Source organism: Edwardsiella sp. EA181011 (genome assembly GCF_000800725.1).
GTDB classification, from domain to species: Bacteria; Pseudomonadota; Gammaproteobacteria; order Enterobacterales; family Enterobacteriaceae; genus Edwardsiella; species Edwardsiella anguillarum.
Map to the genome: position 1 here is coordinate 1,099,027 of NZ_CP011364.1, position 15,917 is coordinate 1,114,943.

Annotated in this window: 14 protein-coding genes; 7 read left to right on the forward strand and 7 right to left on the reverse strand. The window is 63.6% G+C overall.

Annotated features, from left to right (window positions below):
* Positions 1-27: 27 nt before the first annotated feature.
* Positions 28-948 carry an HTH-type transcriptional activator AaeR gene (aaeR, locus tag QY76_RS04970; protein WP_034164803.1) on the reverse strand — a complete coding sequence of 307 codons (921 nt, stop codon included), beginning with the start codon at positions 946-948 and terminating at the stop codon, positions 28-30.
* A gap of 306 nt (positions 949-1,254) precedes the next feature.
* Between aaeR and aaeX the strand changes: the two genes are divergently transcribed.
* The 6 genes from aaeX to ridA all read left to right on the forward strand — a co-directional run bounded on the left by aaeX (position 1,255) and on the right by ridA (position 6,649).
* The gene (aaeX, locus tag QY76_RS04975; protein ID WP_012849940.1) at positions 1,255-1,458 is read left to right on the forward strand and encodes a p-hydroxybenzoic acid efflux pump operon protein AaeX; all 204 of its coding nucleotides are present in this window, start codon (positions 1,255-1,257) and stop codon (positions 1,456-1,458) included.
* A gap of 10 nt (positions 1,459-1,468) precedes the next feature.
* Positions 1,469-2,404 (forward strand): p-hydroxybenzoic acid efflux pump subunit AaeA, encoded by a 936-nt coding sequence (aaeA, locus tag QY76_RS04980; protein ID WP_034164802.1) that lies wholly within the window; start codon positions 1,469-1,471, stop codon positions 2,402-2,404.
* A gap of 13 nt (positions 2,405-2,417) precedes the next feature.
* Entirely contained in the window at positions 2,418-4,364 is a 1,947-nt protein-coding gene (gene aaeB, locus QY76_RS04985) for a p-hydroxybenzoic acid efflux pump subunit AaeB (RefSeq protein WP_045427151.1), read from the forward strand.
* 389 nt (positions 4,365-4,753) lie between these two features.
* Positions 4,754-5,689 carry an aspartate carbamoyltransferase gene (pyrB, locus tag QY76_RS04990; protein WP_045427154.1) on the forward strand — a complete coding sequence of 312 codons (936 nt, stop codon included), beginning with the start codon at positions 4,754-4,756 and terminating at the stop codon, positions 5,687-5,689.
* A 12-nt stretch (positions 5,690-5,701) separates the two neighbouring features.
* Positions 5,702-6,163 (forward strand): aspartate carbamoyltransferase regulatory subunit, encoded by a 462-nt coding sequence (pyrI, locus tag QY76_RS04995; protein ID WP_034164799.1) that lies wholly within the window; start codon positions 5,702-5,704, stop codon positions 6,161-6,163.
* A gap of 99 nt (positions 6,164-6,262) precedes the next feature.
* The gene (ridA, locus tag QY76_RS05000) at positions 6,263-6,649 is read left to right on the forward strand and encodes a 2-iminobutanoate/2-iminopropanoate deaminase (RefSeq protein ID WP_012849935.1); all 387 of its coding nucleotides are present in this window, start codon (positions 6,263-6,265) and stop codon (positions 6,647-6,649) included.
* Positions 6,650-6,743: 94 nt separating this feature from the next.
* Here the strand turns inward: ridA and kch are convergent, their stop codons facing one another.
* From kch to QY76_RS05020, 4 genes are all read right to left on the reverse strand, one after another.
* Positions 6,744-8,030, reverse strand: a complete 1,287-nt coding sequence (kch, locus tag QY76_RS05005) for a voltage-gated potassium channel protein (protein ID WP_034164798.1) — start codon at positions 8,028-8,030, stop codon at positions 6,744-6,746.
* A 99-nt stretch (positions 8,031-8,129) separates the two neighbouring features.
* Positions 8,130-10,028 (reverse strand): selenocysteine-specific translation elongation factor, encoded by a 1,899-nt coding sequence (gene selB / locus QY76_RS05010; RefSeq protein ID WP_034164797.1) that lies wholly within the window; start codon positions 10,026-10,028, stop codon positions 8,130-8,132.
* Positions 10,025-11,416: an L-seryl-tRNA(Sec) selenium transferase gene (gene selA, locus QY76_RS05015; RefSeq protein WP_045427157.1), complete on the reverse strand. Its 1,392-nt coding sequence runs from the start codon at positions 11,414-11,416 to the stop codon at positions 10,025-10,027. Before selA ends, selB begins: the two co-directional genes overlap by 4 nt.
* A 74-nt stretch (positions 11,417-11,490) precedes the next feature.
* Positions 11,491-12,102, reverse strand: coding sequence for a glutathione S-transferase (locus QY76_RS05020; RefSeq protein WP_034164795.1), 612 nt, complete (start codon positions 12,100-12,102; stop codon positions 11,491-11,493).
* Positions 12,103-12,364: 262 nt separating this feature from the next.
* Between QY76_RS05020 and QY76_RS05025 the strand changes: the two genes are divergently transcribed.
* Positions 12,365-13,000: a hypothetical protein gene (locus QY76_RS05025; protein ID WP_034164794.1), complete on the forward strand. Its 636-nt coding sequence runs from the start codon at positions 12,365-12,367 to the stop codon at positions 12,998-13,000.
* A gap of 51 nt (positions 13,001-13,051) precedes the next feature.
* On the opposite strand, the gene glpQ is transcribed toward QY76_RS05025, so the two are convergent.
* Positions 13,052-14,131 (reverse strand): glycerophosphodiester phosphodiesterase, encoded by a 1,080-nt coding sequence (glpQ, locus tag QY76_RS05030; RefSeq protein WP_034164793.1) that lies wholly within the window; start codon positions 14,129-14,131, stop codon positions 13,052-13,054.
* A 128-nt stretch (positions 14,132-14,259) separates the two neighbouring features.
* Positions 14,260-15,612, reverse strand: coding sequence for a glycerol-3-phosphate transporter (gene glpT, locus QY76_RS05035; RefSeq protein ID WP_012849928.1), 1,353 nt, complete (start codon positions 15,610-15,612; stop codon positions 14,260-14,262).
* Positions 15,613-15,917: the final 305 nt, after the last annotated feature.

Sequence of the window (15,917 nt, forward strand, 5' to 3'; positions counted from 1 at the left end):
CCGCGGGCCGGCATTTGCCGGCCCGCGCTATTTCTCCTGGCGGGTATCGCGGAAGGTGTCTGCCATCTGGGCAAAATAGTCGCTTAGGTACTCTAGACAGAGACGCAGCTTGACGGGCAGGTGTGCCTTTTGGGCGTACAGCGCATACACCGGGCGCGGGGTGGACTGGTACTGGGGGAACAGGATCTCGACCTCTTTACGCCGCACCGCGTCGATCACCCACATCAGCGGCAGATAGGTGATCCCGGCCCCGGCGTTCAGCCAGCTCAGCAGGGTCTGAGCATCATTGGTGTGGAAGCGTCCGCTGGGCATCAGCCGCAGCGACTCCCCCTCCGGGGCGATCAGCGTCAGGTCGTGGGCGGGCTGGCCGCTAAAGTTGAGCCAGCTATAGCTGCCCAGCTCGGCGGGACTCTCCGGGGTTCCGTGTCGCTGCAGGTAGCCTTTGGCGGCGCAGATCACCATGGGCATGGCGCCCAGGGCGCGGCAGAACAGGCGTGAGTCCTGGAGATCGCCGGCGCGGACTACCAGATCCAGCCCGTCGGCGATCAGGTCGGGCGCCGGGACGCCGGTGACCAGGTTGACCGACAGCCCGGGATATTCGGCCAGCATCCGGGCGCTGATCGGCGCCAGAACGTTTTGCGCCATGGTGGCCGAGCAGCCGATGCGCAGGGTGCCGCTGGGGGTATTGTTATAGGCGTACAGCTGTTCGTGCACCTCCTGGGCCTCCTGCAGCATCTTGCGACAGCCCTGATAATAGATGCGTCCAGCTTCGGTCAGGCTGATGCGGCGGGTGCTGCGGTTGAGCAGCCTGATCTGCAGGGCGCGCTCCAGCTTGGTAATGGTCTGGCTGATGGATGACACGCTCATCGCCAGCTGCGCTGCGGCGCCGGTAAACGAGCCGCACTCGACCACCCGAGCGAAGATGGCCATACGCTTTAATCGCTCCATTTTTAATCCTGTCTTAATGGTGGTGGCCGAATTCAGAACCATCTGCCTGTTTTATGCGCATTTTTTCTTATCGACAATAGATAATCACCGCTGATTGTTTATTTACAATAAAAAGTGATTTGCGTCACAGATTATATATCCACGCGGCGCATTAGGCTAACATGTCCCTGCGCCGCCGATGTCGGGGCGCATCTGTTCCGCCCTGCGCCTGCGGCGCACATCGCGTAACCGCCACCCCTTTTCTCTGTCCGCCGTCTTTTGTCGTCAGCTTCGTGCGGGCATGCGTCGTTAAGTAAGGATTTTGCCATGGGAACGCTGCCCGTGATGGTGCTGTTTGGCCTCTCTTTTCCGCCGGCCTTTTTTGCGCTGCTGGCGGCTCTGCCCTTGTTCTGGCTGCTGCGGCGTCTGCTGCAGCCCAGCGGGCTGTACGACATGATTTGGCACCCCGCGCTGTTTAACTGCGCGCTGTACGGGTGTCTGTTTTATCTGGTGAGCTGGCTTTTTATCTGAAGGGGGTTTTGTGAAGCGTTGGATTGGACGCATGACGCGAGTGGCCATTACGCTGGCCTTACTGGCGCTGGCCGCGCTGGCGGTCTTCAAGGCCTGGGTGTTCTATACCGCCTCTCCCTGGACGCGGGACGCGCGTTTCAGCGCCGACGTGGTTGCCATCGCCCCCGACGTCAGCGGGCTGGTGGAGAACGTGCAGGTACAGGATAACCAGCGGGTGGCGCAGGGGGCGGTGCTGTTTCGCATCGATCCGCAGCGCTACCGCGCGGCGCTGGCGCAGGCCGAGGCGGACGAGCGCTACTATCAGGCGCTGGTGACGGAGAAACGGCGAGAGTCGCAGCGCCGGGCCGAGCTGGGTGGGCGCATCGTCGCCCAGGAGAGCATCGATCTCGCCTACAGCGCGCTGGCGGCGGCCGAGCAACAGTTGGCCCGAGCGCAGGCGACCCGAACCTTGGCGCAGCTGGATCTGGAGCGCACGGTGGTGCGGGCGCCGGCCAGCGGCTGGGTGACCAACCTGCAGGTTCACGGCGGCGAGTTTATCAACCGCGGGGTTAACGCCGTGGCGCTGATTAAGCAGAACAGCTTTTACGTGCAGGCCTATATGGAGGAGACCAAGCTGGCCGGAGTGCGCCGCGGCTCACCGGCGCAGATCACCCCGCTGGGCAGCGATCGCATTCTGCACGGCACGGTAGACAGCATCTCCGCCGGGGTCAACGACAGCAGCGCGACGCCGGGGCGCAAAGGGCTGGCGACGGTGGACTCCAATCTGGAGTGGGTACGTCTGGCGCAGCGGGTGCCGGTACGTATTCGCCTGGATGCGGCGACCCAGGCGCATCCCTATCCGGCGGGTACCACGGCGACGGTGGTGATCGGCACCGGCGGTGAGACACAGGCCGCGCGTCCGGCGCCGTATCGGCGCCTGCTGCAGCGTCTGCGCGAGTTCGGCTGAGCTGGGGGCGAAGATGCTGCATCCACGTGTACTCCGCCTGCGCTTTGCCTGCAAGCTGACGCTGGCGATCGTCCTGTCGCTGCTGCTCGGGTTCTATTTCGGCCTGCAGACGCCGCGCTGGTCGGCGCTGACCGCCGCCCTGGTGGCCGCCGGACCGGCCTTTGCCGCCGGCGGTGAACCCTTTGCCGGCGCCATTCGCTACCGCGGCTGGCTGCGTATCATCGGCACGGTGCTGGGCTCCCTGTGCGCGCTGCTGCTGATGATGCTGTTGATCCGCGCGCCGCTGCTGATGATCCTGCTGTGTTGCCTGTGGGCGGGCGTCTGCACCTGGCTGTCGTCGCTGGTGCGTATGGAGAACGCCTATGCGCTGGGACTCTCCGGCTATACGGCGCTGATCATCGTCGTCTCCTGCCTCGGCGAGCCGCAGTTTATCCTACAGCTGGCCCTGGAGCGCTGCGGCGAGATCGTGCTGGGGATCGTCTGCGCGGTGCTGGCCGATACGCTGCTGGCGCCGCGCTCGATCAAGGGCGAGGTGGATCGCGTCGTCGGCGGAATGCTGCTCGGTCAGCTACGCCTGCTGCAGCGCTGCGTCGACGGGTGCGACAGTGACGCCGTCGATCGGCACTGGCACGGGCTGATCCGGGAGAGCCATACGCTGGAGGGGATGCGCGCCAGCCTGGCGCTGGAGTCGTCCCGCTGGCCGCGCGCCTGTCGCCGGCTGGCGGCGCTGCACACCCTATCGCTGACCCTGATCACCCGGGCGTGTGAAATTTTCCTCACCCAGCGTCAGACGCCGACGGCGCTGCCGGCGCCGTTTTTGACCCTGATAGCCGCCCCGGCCAAGACGCCTGCGGAGGCCTATCAACGCTTAAAACAGCTGCGTCGCCTGCTGGCGACGCACGGGGGACATCAGCTACCGCCCGCGCTGATCGGCTGGATCGACGGCGCCAGCCAGCTGCAGCTGCTGGCCAAGGGGGTGGCGAGCAACGTCCGTATCGGGCGGCATGAGGCGGCGATCCTCGCCCACGACGCCGCGCCGCGCCAGCTCTACTCCGCCCAGGGGCACCATGCGCTGATCAATGGCCTGCGCACCTGGCTGGCCACCTCGCTGGGTGCGCTGTTTTGGCTGTGGAGCGGCTGGAACGCGGGCAGCGGTTGCATGATCATGATCGCAGTAGTGACCTCGCTGGCGGTGCGCACCCCCAACCCGCGGATGGCGGCGATCGACTTCTTGATGGGCTCACTGGTGGCGCTGCCGGTCGGCGCGCTGTACTACACGCTGATCCTCCCCGCCACCCAGCAAAGCCTGGTGCTGCTGTGCCTGAGCCTGGGCGCGCTGAGCTTTATCTGCGGGATGGAGGTGCAAAAGCGTCGTCTGGGATCGCTGGGAACGCTGGCCTCGACCCTGAATATTCTGGTGCTCAGCAACCCGATGCGTTTTCCGATCGAGAGCTTTGTCGACAGCGCCATCGGCCAGGTGATCGGCTGCCTACTGGCGCTGGTGGTGCTGCTGGCGGTGCGCGATCATTCGCGTGCCCGCACCGGTCGAACGCTGATGCGGCGCCTGGCGTTCGGCGCGGTGGCGGCCCTGCGGGGAGAGGGGACGCGCGGAAATCTGCTGCCGGCTCTCTACCGCCAGCTGTTCTTGCTGCTGACGCTGTTTCCCGATGACATCGGGCGTTACCGCCTGGCGCTGACGCTGATCGTCCTGCAGCAGCGTTTGGCGCACCCGGCGCTGCCGTACGACGCCGGGCGGCTGCGCGCGATCGATACGGCGGCGACCCGGCTCTTGACCGGGCGCGGTGCGGCGCGGCGCCGCGACGCCCTGCTACGGCTGACGACGGGGCTGAGCGGCTATGCCGATGCGCTGGCGCGGCAGGGCACCGCCGCCGCCGCGCTGCAGCCGCTGTATCAGCTTGCCGATGTGCTGCACCGATACCGCGGCGTGCTGCTGGGTTAACGGCTGCGCTAATCCAGCAGGCGCCCGCGCCGGTGCAACGATTAATCAAATGGGCGCTTTATTAATCGGGTAACCGTTTGCGCTAAATCAATCACCGGGGAAGATTGTGCTTGCGGCGAGGCGAGCGCTGAGTATAATGCCGGACAATTTGCCGGGAGACAGCATGAGAAACAGCGTTGGCTATTGTGGTTTATCGGTCGTGATGCGACCGAAGAATCTGCCCCATCAGGGCAGCCACCGGCCGTTTTTCTCCCGTCGCATTCACGATCGTAGAAAACCCCTCATTGGAGGGGTTTTTTTTTGCCCGTAATACGGCAAGTTGAAAAATTAACCCGAGTGAACAGTATGCCCGCGCCGCGCGATGCCGGCGCCAGAACAGGAGAATACCAATGGCCAATCCCTTGTATCTAAAAGATATTATCTCCATCAACGATCTGAGCCGCAGCGAGCTTGAGCTGGTGCTGGAGACCGCCGCCCGCCTGAAGGCTACGCCGCAGCCGGAGCTGCTGCGCCACAAGGTGATCGCCAGCCTGTTCTTTGAGGCCTCCACCCGTACCCGCCTCTCTTTTGAAACCGCCATGCACCGCCTGGGCGCCTCGGTGGTCGGCTTTGCCGACAGCAGCAACACCTCGCTGGGCAAGAAGGGGGAGACGCTGGCGGATACCATCTCGGTGATCGGCACCTACGTCGACGCCATCGTGATGCGCCACCCACAGGAAGGGGCCGCCCGTCTGGCCACGGAGTTCTGCGGCCGCATCCCGGTGGTCAACGCCGGCGACGGCGCCAACCAGCACCCGACCCAGACGCTGCTGGATCTGTTTACTATCCAGGAGACCCAGGGGCGCCTGAACAACATCAACATCGCCATGGTCGGCGACCTGAAGTATGGCCGTACCGTGCACTCCCTGACCCAGGCGCTGGCCAAGTTTGAGGGTAACCGCTTCTTCTTCATCGCCCCGCAGGCCCTGGCGATGCCGGACTATATCCTGACCATGCTGGAGGAGAAGGGGATCGCCTACAGCCTGCATGAAACCCTTGAAGAGGTGATGCCGCAGCTGGATATCCTGTACATGACTCGAGTACAGAAAGAGCGTCTGGACTCCTCCGAATACGCCAACGTTAAGTCGCAGTTCATTCTGCGCGCCGCGATGCTGGAGGGCGCGCGCGATAACCTGAAAGTGCTGCATCCGCTGCCGCGTATCGACGAGATCACCCCCGACGTCGACGCCACCCCCTATGCCTACTATTTCCAGCAGGCGGGCAACGGCATCTTTGCCCGTCAGGCGCTGCTGGCCCTGATCCTCAACGCTGAACTGAATTTCTAAGGGAGAAACGAAATGACTCACGACAACAAACTGCAGGTTGAAGCGATTAAATGCGGCACCGTCATTGACCATATCCCGGCGCACGTCGGCTTTAAGCTGCTGACCCTGTTCAAGCTGACGGAGACCAACCGGCGGGTCACCATCGGCCTGAATCTGCCCTCTAACGCACAGGGCAGTAAGGATTTGATCAAGATTGAGGATGTCTTTCTCAGCGAGGAGCAGGTGAACCAGCTGGCGATTTATGCCCCGCGCGCCACGGTCAACTGCATTGAGAACTACAGCGTGGTGCGCAAGATGGCGCCGAGCCTGCCGGAGCGTATCGACAGCGTGCTGACCTGCCCCAACAGCAACTGCATCAGCCGCAGCGAGCCGGTTTGCTCCAGCTTCAGCGTGCGCGCTCGCGCCGGCGAGGTGCTGCTTAAGTGCAAGTATTGTGAGAAAGAGTTTGAACATCACGCCGTGATGGAACAGTGATCCGGCAGGGTGGGATTTGCCGTGCGGGCTCCTTATAATGGGGCCTGGTTACCGTAGTCCCGCGGTAACGTCACATCCTACCATCCTTAAGGAGCAGATATGTCTGGCACCATCAGCACTGAGCACGCACCGGCCGCCATTGGGCCTTATGTACAGGGCGTTGATCTGGGCAACATGATCATCACCTCCGGCCAGATCCCGGTTGACCCGAAAACCGGTCTGGTTGCGGACGATGTGGCCGCCCAGGCCCGTCAGTCGCTGGAAAACGTGAAAGCGATCGTTGAAGCCGCCGGCCTGAGCGTGGCCAGCATCGTGAAGACGACCGTATTCGTTAAAGATCTGAATGACTTTGCGACGGTGAACGCCACCTATGAAGCGTTCTTTAATGAGCACAGCGCGCCGTTCCCGGCCCGCTCCTGCGTTGAAGTGGCTCGCCTGCCGAAAGATGTGAAGATCGAAATCGAGGCTATCGCGCTGCGTCGCTGAGGCTTATCGGTCAGCCCATCCGGGCTGACCGCTGCGTGATTTCCCCGATTTCCTTCTCCCCGCCGATAGGCGGCACTCCGTAGCGCAACGGGGATCAGTCCTGCTCCCCTGCTACCTCGGCATTGCCAAAGAACAGCTGCGTAACCAGCTTGTTGTCGATGGCTTCGCCGCTCAGGGTGCGCACCAGCAATTCGCTGCCCAGCAGCTGCAGCGAGAACACCATATCTGGCTGTACCCGCTTGATCTTCTGCAGATGCTTACTGGCGTTGACCAGCGAAATGGTCTTGGTGGCGCCGCCGGCCACCTCTTTGGCTGCTAAGACGATAAAGGCGTTTTCCGCATCGTCCTCGCGCAGCGCCAGAATGTACAGCGCACGCGCGGCGCCGGCCTCCGTCAGCACCTGTGCGCTGGAGGGATCGCCGACCACCACGTCGGCGTCCTGCGGATACTCGTGGGCGATGCCCATCGGGACGATGGCGGTGATCGCATCGCCGCGCTCCTTCAGCCCGTTGTAGATACTGAGCGCCAGCGGCGACGCGCCGGCGATAATAAAGTGGTTTTTCCGCATCACGTGAGAGATCCTGCCTTTAACCATGCGTTTAAGGTTGCCGCCGATCACCGGACCGATGATGGCGCTGATTGACGTGGCGAATACCGTAATCCCCATCACGATCACCGAGATGGTGAACAGCCGCGCGGTGGCGGTATAGGGAACGATGTCGCCGAAGCCGACGGTGGACATGCTGACGACCGAAAAGTAGAACGCGGTGACCACGTCCAGGATCGGCGGCTTGAACTCGTCGCCCAGATACAGCGAGCCAAAGATGGCGTAGATCAGCAACGAGGCAAAGCTGACCAGGGCAAACAGGCTACCGGCGGCCAGGCTGGCCCGGTCAAAGCGCTCCCAGTAGCGGATCAGCAGGGCGATCAGAACCAGGGTATACAGCGTCAGGTTATGGCTGTAGTTCTCCAGATTGGTCAGTGAGATATCCTGCCAGTTCCACGCCCTGAGATCGTGCCACAGCAGGCGCACCAGATCCTGCGCCTGCCAGATGGGCAGACTGGGATCTTGGATCAGCGACAGCACGGCGATGGCGATCAGCAGCAGCAGGGTAAACGCCCAGGCGACGCGCGCCCGCAGCAGTAGGCCGATGGACATCAGGATCAGCGCGACGCCGAGCATGACCCGGGGGATCTCCAGCAGGTTAACCACGGAGAGCGCCTCTTTCCAGCTGTGGAACGTCTGTAGTGCGCCGGGAACATAGCGGAATGCCTGAATGACGACCGGTTCGGCAAACAGATAACCCTCAAGGGCGACCAGCAGTGCCAGGCACCACGAGGGTTTGAATAGGCTATATACGCGGTGGAACAGTTTTTTCATAGCAATGCGCGGTAGAGGAATAATAAAAAAGTGTAACGCGAATGGGCCAAGATGGATAGGGAGAGCGGGCGCGGCCGCGCGGCGCCGCCCCCGCTACGCTTAACGGTGATCTTCCGGCGCCGACGCGCGCTCATCGCGGCAGAACAGAGCGCTGTCGCGCAGCAGATGGTCGTTGGCGCGCCGCCGGGTGAAGCCGCAGCGGTCGAAGAACTCCAGGATCTGCACTGCTAGCTTACGACCGATGCCGAGCCGATCGCGGAAGTCGGCCGCGCTAGTGCTGCCTTGGCTGCGATCCTGCCGGCGGATCAGCTCGGCAAACTGGTAGAGCCGTTCGTTGCGGTAGTAACGATCGCGCACCACGGCGGTGATGTGCCCGAGCAGCGCCGCCTGGCGCAGCGTCTGGCGCATCTCGTCTTCGTCGGCGCTCAGGGCATGGGCCAGATCGCGCACCCACCACGGATCGTCGGCGAACAGCGGCTGCGCCCGCTGCCACAGCGCCTGCTGCGGCGGCGTCATGGCCAGGCTGTGCTGCGGCAGATGCAGCCAGCCGCGGCTATTGCACAGCGCGCCCTCGGCCAGCAGCTCGCCTATCAGATGAAATACCAGCGTCTCCGCCTCGGTCGGTAGCGCCATGCGCCGCAGGCGGGCGCGCCCGACGCCCAGCTGATCGCCGTGCTGGTCATGGTAGTGCGCCAGGGTCTCCAGCAGCCGCTGGCGCAGCCGCGCCGCCGTCGCGCGGGAGAGCAGGTGATCGCCGACCACCAGCAGATCGTCCTGCGCCAGCAGCGTCCGGCAGGCCTCCTCCGTCAGCTGGCGCGCCCAGGCCAGGCTGGCGATGCTCAGGGTGCCCGAGGGCAGGCGTAGGCTGAGCGCCTCGCGATCGCCGTGGGCCTGCGCCAGGCGACGTAGGGTTTCCAGAAAAGCGGGCTGACGCTTGCCGCGGCGCGGTGCCTCCAGCTGCAGCACCCGCGCCGCGCCCAGGGTGTGGCGCGCGGCGATGTCGCGCAGGATCAGGGTGTCATCCTCGGCCAGCCAGAGGGGCGCATCGAGCACCAGTTCGGCCAGGATCGGCGCCTGCGGCGCCGCGGCGGTCTCCAGCAGCGAGAGGCGCCCGGTGATATGGCGTGCGGCGTGGTGGAGATGCAGCGGCTGCCAGTGCTGCAGCGGTGCGATGCTGTCTACGGCGACCAGCACCCGCTGGGCCGCCGCTGCGGCAGGCCGCTGCGCCAGCAGCCAGTCGCCGCGCTGGATCTGGTTTTTTTCTATGTCGCCGCTGAGGTTCAGGGCCACGCGCTGGCCGGCCTGCGCCTGCTGCGCCTCCCGGTTTTGGGCGTGCAGGGTGCGAACCCGCACCGGCGTGTCGCAGCCGGTTAGCCACAGCGTATCGCCACAGCGTACCGTTCCGGCCAGCGCCGTACCGGTAACCACCAGACCGCTGCCCTTGACGCTGAAGGCGCGATCGATGGCCAGGCGGAAGCGCCGATCGGCCCGCGGCGGGGCCGCGTTCAGCGCCAACAGATGGCGGCGCAGCGCCTCGATACCCTGACCGCTCAGGGCATCGGTTTCGAACAGCGCCGCGTCGGGCCAGCCCTGCTCCGCCAGCAGCGCCTGCACCTGATCGCGCACCTGCGCCCGCCGCGATGCATCGGCCCGATCGGATTTGGTCAGCGCCACGGTCAGGCCGGGACGTCCGGCCAGGCGCAGCAGCAGTAGGTGCTCGCGGGTCTGGGCCATCACGCCGTCGTCGCAGGCGACTACCAGCAGCGCCTGTGGAATACCGCCGATGCCGGCCAGCATATTGGCCAGAAATTTTTCATGTCCGGGGACGTCAATAAACCCCAGCACCCGCCCATCCGCCAGCGGCAGATAGGCATAGCCGAGATCGATGGTCATGCCGCGGCGCTTCTCTTCCGGTAGGCGATCGGTGTCGATGCCGGTCAGGGCGCGCAACAGGGTGGTCTTGCCATGGTCAACGTGTCCTGCGGTGGCTATGATCATTGGCACAGCTCCTGGAGCAGCGCCTGCTCATCGTCCAGACAGCGCAGATCGAGCCATAGTTTGCCCTCCTGCAGGCGCCCGATGACCGGGCGTGGCAGCGCACGCCAGCGCTCGGCCAGCGCCGTCAGGGTGCCGCCGCGGCCGTCACGCGGGGTCAGGGTGAGCGCATGGCTCGGCAGGCGATCCACCGGCAGCGAGCCGCTGCCGATCTGCGACAGGCAGGGCTCCAGCGCTAAGATGAACGCCTCGTCATAGCGCGGGCGCAGGCGGGCTAGCAACCGCTCGCCGCAGGCGGCGATCTCGCTGGCCTCCCGCGTCAGGTGGCGCAGGGTGGGTAGCGCCTGCCGCAGTTTCTCCGGCTGCTGGTACAGCTGCAGCGTGGCGTCCAGCGCCGCCAGCGTCATCTTGCCGCAGCGCAGGGCGCGCTTGAGCGGGTGGCGCTGCAGGCGGTGGATCAGCTCCCGGCGGCCAACGATGATCCCCGCCTGGGGACCGCCGAGCAGCTTGTCGCCGGAGAAGCTGACCAGATCGACGCCGTCGGCCAGCATGCGCTGCGGCATCGGCTCGGCCGGCAGACCGTAGCCGGCCATGTCCAGCAGCGATCCGCTGCCGAGATCGCTGATGACCGGCAGGCCATATTCGTGGCCCAGGGCGGCCAGCTCGGCCTCGCTGACGGCGGCGGTGAACCCGGCGATGGCGTAGTTGCTGGTGTGTACCTTCATCAATAGCGCGCTATGCTCGTCAATGGCCTGGCGGTAGTCGTGCAGGTGGGTACGGTTGGTGGTGCCGACCTCGCGCAGACGGCATCCGGCCTGGATCATGACGTCGGGAATACGGAACGCGCCGCCGATCTCCACCAGCTCGCCGCGCGAGACGATCACGTCTCGCCCCGGCGCCAGGGCCGCCAGCATCAGCAGCACCGCCGCCGCGTTATTGTTAACGATACAGGCGTCTTCGGCGCCGGTCAGGGCGCACAGTCGATCGGCGATCGCGCGATCGCGGTGGCCGCGCCCCGCATCGTCCAGATCGTACTCCAGGGTGACCGGGGCGCTCATCGCCTCGGCCGCCGCCGCGATCGCCGGATCGGGCAGCAGCGCCCGGCCCAGGTTGGTGTGCAGGACGGTGCCGGTCAGGTTAAAGACCTGGCGCAGGGCCGGCCGCAGCGTCTCGGCGAGCCGCCGGGTGCAGGCTACTCCCCAGTCGGCGCACCAGTCGGGCAGCGTCTGCTGTCGCTGCACGGCGTGACGGGCCTGCTGCTGCAGCGAGCGCAGGGTCTGGGTAACCAGCTGACTGCCATACTGCGCCTGTAGGGCTGCGCACGTGGGCGTGCGCAGCAGGGTATCGATCGCGGGGATTTGGCTGTAAAGCGCCTGATGATCTGAACTCATTGAACTGTTCCGTACCTTTATCTGCGCTGGGCGAAGGACTCCCATGATAAAGGCTGACGGGACAGGAATACAGCCTAGTCGGCCGGCGGCGCGGTGCGCAGAAAACTGTCGCGCTGAAACAGGCGCTCCGCCAGGCGTACTAACGCCGGGCGGCCAACGCACCAGTTGGGACAGACGCGGCGGAAGTTGAGATAGCTTAGGCAGCAGCCGGCAGCGATATCGGCCAGGCTCAGCGCCTCGCCGCCGATCCAGCGGCCCGCGGCGACGCTGCGCTCCAGCTCATCCAGTCCGCGCAGGATCTTGTCGCGCTGGCGCTGCAGCTCATGCTCATCTCTGTGCTCAGCGGGACGGCGCAGCTCTTTCACAATGGTGACCGCGGCGTCGCAGATGCCGTCGGCCAACGCCTCGGTCTGGCGCACCCGCAGCGCACGCTCCCAATCGAGGGGCAGAAAGCGGGGTGTCTCCGTTAGCCTGTCGATATAGTCGGCAACGATCGGCGAATCGAAGAAGATCTCGCCGTCGTCCGCCACCAGCGCGGGCACTTTGCCCAGCGGATTCACGTCGGGCACCCGGGAGCCGTCCAGATTGGGATTGTCGTTGACGAACTCGAAGGTCAGCTGCTTTTCCAGCAGCAGAATAAAGATTTTGCGCACGAAGGGACTGGTATAGCTGCCGATCAGTTTCATTCGGGCCTCCTATTGACGGACTGTGACGCTCCATAGCCGGATTGGCGGGGAGAACCGCCGTGAGACTCCAGTATGACAGAATTTCAGCATGCTACCGGGCGCACTGCGCAATCCTTGCACAGAAAAAGCCGTTTTCAGAGGATTGCCGTTTTATCAGAGCGAGTGCAGGGCATGCGCCTGTCGCCGCCGCGGGCGCCATCGTATGCTGGAAGGATCGGTGCGTGGCCAGCGCGGACTCGCACCACGGTTCAAGGAGGAGATCATGGGATATCGAGTATTTTGCTGTCTCTGTTTCTGCTGGCTGCTTTCCGGCTGCGCCCAGGCGGGCGACGCCGACGCGCGGGCGCTGATCGTGCGTGGCACTCTGAGCGCCGTTTCGCCCGGCGCGCTGCAGCTGCGCGAGCGCCACGGTGGAGAGTTGACGCTGAGGCTGACTCCCGCGACACGCCTGTTCGGGGTGTTCAGCGCAGCGCTGGACGATATCCGTCCCGGCGCATTTCTGGGGGCGGCTGCGCTGCCGCTGGCGGATGGTACGCTGGAGGCTCAGACGCTGCATCTGTTCTCCGATCGCCTGCGCGGCGCGGGCGAGGGGCATTCCCCCTGGCGGCTGGTCAACGGTGAACAGGGCAGCATGACCAACGGCACCGTCGACGTCGGGGGTGCCTGGCACGGTGACGGCGATGTGGCGGGGCAGCCGTTGATATTACGCTATGGCGGGGGGGCGCAGCAGATTAGGGTCGGCCTGCAGACGCCGGTGGTCTTTGTGGACTCGCTCACGCGCGGCGCACTGCGGCCGGGGCAGGCCGCGGTGCTGATCCTGACATCGCGTGACGGGCGCGCGACGGCGGAGGTGCAGCGTGCCTTTATCGGTATCAATGGGATGATTCCGCCCTTTTAGGCCCCGCGCCGGCCGTGGAGACCGGGGCCGAGGGGCCCCGGTGAGTCCGACTTACTGATGCTGTCCCTGCTTTTGCAGGAACTGTACGCCCTTGTCCGGGAAGTCGGTGAATACGCCGTCGACGCCGGCCTGGTTGTAGATCACGTCATACAACTGATTGACGTCGGTGACGTAGTCCGGCAGCTTATCGGCGCGAATGGTGTAGGGGTGGACGGCCATGTTGTTGGCGTGCGCCTCTTTCACCATCGAGGTCAGCTTGACGTTGCCCTTACGGGAGTCTTCGCTGACCAGCATGTGGTAGTCCGGGCCGATGCCGTCGGCATACTGGGCGATCTGTTTCATGGCGCCGGGCTTGAACATCCAGTCATAGCTGTAGTTGACCCAGGTGCCGTCCGGCTTCTTCTCCTGGGTTTCGTTCCAGTCGGTATAGGCGATCAGCTGCACCAGCTTGAGGTTCTGCCCCATCTTTGGCATCAGCTCGTTTTTAATCCGCTTGAGTTCGTTGGCGTCGAAGCACTGTACGTAGACGTTGGCGTCTTTATTGGTATAGCCGTACTGCTTGAGCACCTGCAATACCTTAGCGGAGATGTCCTTGCCCTCCTGCTGGTGGAACCAGGGAGCCTTGATCTCCGGGTAGATGCCGATGTTCTTGCCGGTGGAGTGGTTCAGCCCCTGAACGAACTCGATCTCCTCTGCAAAGGTATGTACTCGGAAGTCCGATTTCCCCATCGGGAAGCGGCCCGGATAGCTCTGCACCTTCTTGCCGTTTTCGATATCAAACCCCTCGGTGAACTTCAGGGATTTGATCTCATCCAGGGTAAAGTCGATGGCGTAATAGCGGCCATCCTTGCGCGCACGGTCCGGGAAGCGGTCGGCGACGTCGGTGACCCGATCCAGATAGTGGTCATGCAGCACCACCAGCTGGTCGTCCTTGGTCATCACCAGATCCTGCTCCAGAAAATCGGCGCCCTGGGCGTAGGCCATGGCCTTGGCGGGCAGGGTATGCTCCGGCAGGTAGCCGCTGGCGCCGCGGTGAGCAATCACCACTTTATCGTCAGCCGCCTGGGCGCTCATTGCCAGCGTCCCGCCGAGAAGAAGCCCGGCGACAATCGCATTCATTTTGATTTTCATAGGATTATCCTTGTTTTTGGTGTTTTTTTACGCTGCGTAGGGGTAAAGAAAAGGCCGCGCCCCGGGTGAGCGGCACAGCCTTGGTTCAACGGCGGCAGCGCGCAGGGCGCCGCCGCAATCGCGTGCTATCAGCCTCTCTTGGCTTCCAGATCGCGGTGGTGTTTGGTTTCGTTGATCATCACGACCAACAGCAGAACCACGGCGAGGATGCTGCCGCCGATCATCACCATAAAGCCGCCGTCCCAGCCAAAGTAGTCAACGGTGTAGCCGACGATGGCGCTGGCCGCCACGGAGCCGCCCAGGTAACCGAACAGGCCGGTGAAGCCCGCCGCGGTACCGGCCGCTTTTTTCGGCGCCAGCTCCAGGGCGTGCAGGCCGATCAGCATGACCGGACCGTAGATCAGGAAGCCGATGATGATCATACAGGCCATATCGACGTTGGGGTTGCCCGCCGGGTTGAGCCAGTAAACGATGGTGGCAATGGTCACCAGGGTCATGAAGAACACGCCGGTGGCGCCGCGGTTGCCGCGGAAGACCTTGTCAGACATCCAGCCGCAGATCAGAGTGCCGGGGATACCCGCGTACTCATACAGGAAGTAGGCCCAGGAGGACTTATCCAGCGCGAAGTGCTTCACCTCTTTCAGGTAGGTCGGTGACCAGTCCAGGATGCCGTAGCGCAACAGATAGACGAACACGTTGGCGATGGCGATGTACCACAACAGCTTGTTGGGGAAGACATACTGCATGAAAATCTGCTTGGCGGTTAGCTCTTGCTCCGCCTTGTCGGAGTAGTCGTCCGGATAGTCGTTCTTATACTCTTCGATGGGCGGCAGGCCGCAGGACTGCGGGGTATCGCGCATCATGCCAAAGGCGAACAGGGCGACCAGAATGGCGGCGAAGGCCGGCATGTACAGCGCGGCGTGCCAGTCGTTGAACCAGGCCATCCCTAGCAAGAACAGCAGCGGCGGCAGCCCCCCGCCTACGTTATGGGCGCAGTTCCATACCGACACGATACTGCCGCGCTCCTTCTGCGACCACCAGTGCACCATGGTACGGCCACACGGCGGCCACCCCATGCCCTGGAACCAGCCGCACAGGAACAGCAGCACGAACATGGTCATGATGCTGGAGGTTGCCCACGGGACGAAGCCCATCACCAACATGACGACGGCGGCCAGGATCAGGCCGGCCGGCAGGAAGACGCGCGGGTTGGAGCGGTCAGAGACGGAGCCCATGATGAACTTGGAGAAACCGTAGGCGATGGAGATACCGGACAGGGCAAAGCCGAGATCGCCGCGCGAGAACCCCTGTTCTACCAGGTAAGGCATCGCCAGGGTGAAGTTTTTACGCACCAGGTAGTAAGCGGCATAGCCAAAGAAAATCCCCATAAAAATCTGCCAGCGCAGGCGGCGGTAGGTCGGGTCTACCTGCGCATCCGGCAGCCGCGGTTTATGCGCCGCGGGCTTAAACATGCTTAACATAACTCTCTCCGATGACTGTTATTGTTTGTACTGTCTCAATCCGCTTCCCCAGTGAATGCGGTTAAGGCACACCCTATGCTTATCAAGAGAAAAGACGCGCATCCACTGGCGTAGGGGCGAGTGGATATACCGTCTGTTTTCATTTTCGAGCGCAGGATAGGCAATTACGAACGTCGATACTGTGAGAGATCACTCATATTGTTACAGTTTTATGAATTTGATATACAAATTGACCGTTAGGGTAAAAAATAACGATTATTTGTATGATTAAATCGTGTGTGTAGAGTGATTTCGATCACATTGAT

Excerpts from the sequence above, each read along its gene's own strand:
- aaeR (WP_034164803.1), bottom strand. The coding sequence starts at position 948 with ATGGAGCGATTAAAGCGTATGGCCATCTTCGCTCGGGTGGTCGAGTGC.
- aaeX (WP_012849940.1), top strand. The coding sequence starts at position 1,255 with ATGGGAACGCTGCCCGTGATGGTGCTGTTTGGCCTCTCTTTTCCGCCG.
- aaeB (WP_045427151.1), top strand. The coding sequence starts at position 2,418 with ATGCTGCATCCACGTGTACTCCGCCTGCGCTTTGCCTGCAAGCTGACG.
- pyrB (WP_045427154.1), top strand. The coding sequence starts at position 4,754 with ATGGCCAATCCCTTGTATCTAAAAGATATTATCTCCATCAACGATCTG.
- pyrI (WP_034164799.1), top strand. The coding sequence starts at position 5,702 with ATGACTCACGACAACAAACTGCAGGTTGAAGCGATTAAATGCGGCACC.
- ridA (WP_012849935.1), top strand. The coding sequence starts at position 6,263 with ATGTCTGGCACCATCAGCACTGAGCACGCACCGGCCGCCATTGGGCCT.
- kch (WP_034164798.1), bottom strand. The coding sequence starts at position 8,030 with ATGAAAAAACTGTTCCACCGCGTATATAGCCTATTCAAACCCTCGTGG.
- selB (WP_034164797.1), bottom strand. The coding sequence starts at position 10,028 with ATGATCATAGCCACCGCAGGACACGTTGACCATGGCAAGACCACCCTG.
- selA (WP_045427157.1), bottom strand. The coding sequence starts at position 11,416 with ATGAGTTCAGATCATCAGGCGCTTTACAGCCAAATCCCCGCGATCGAT.
- QY76_RS05020 (WP_034164795.1), bottom strand. The coding sequence starts at position 12,102 with ATGAAACTGATCGGCAGCTATACCAGTCCCTTCGTGCGCAAAATCTTT.
- QY76_RS05025 (WP_034164794.1), top strand. The coding sequence starts at position 12,365 with ATGGGATATCGAGTATTTTGCTGTCTCTGTTTCTGCTGGCTGCTTTCC.
- glpQ (WP_034164793.1), bottom strand. The coding sequence starts at position 14,131 with ATGAAAATCAAAATGAATGCGATTGTCGCCGGGCTTCTTCTCGGCGGG.
- glpT (WP_012849928.1), bottom strand. The coding sequence starts at position 15,612 with ATGTTAAGCATGTTTAAGCCCGCGGCGCATAAACCGCGGCTGCCGGAT.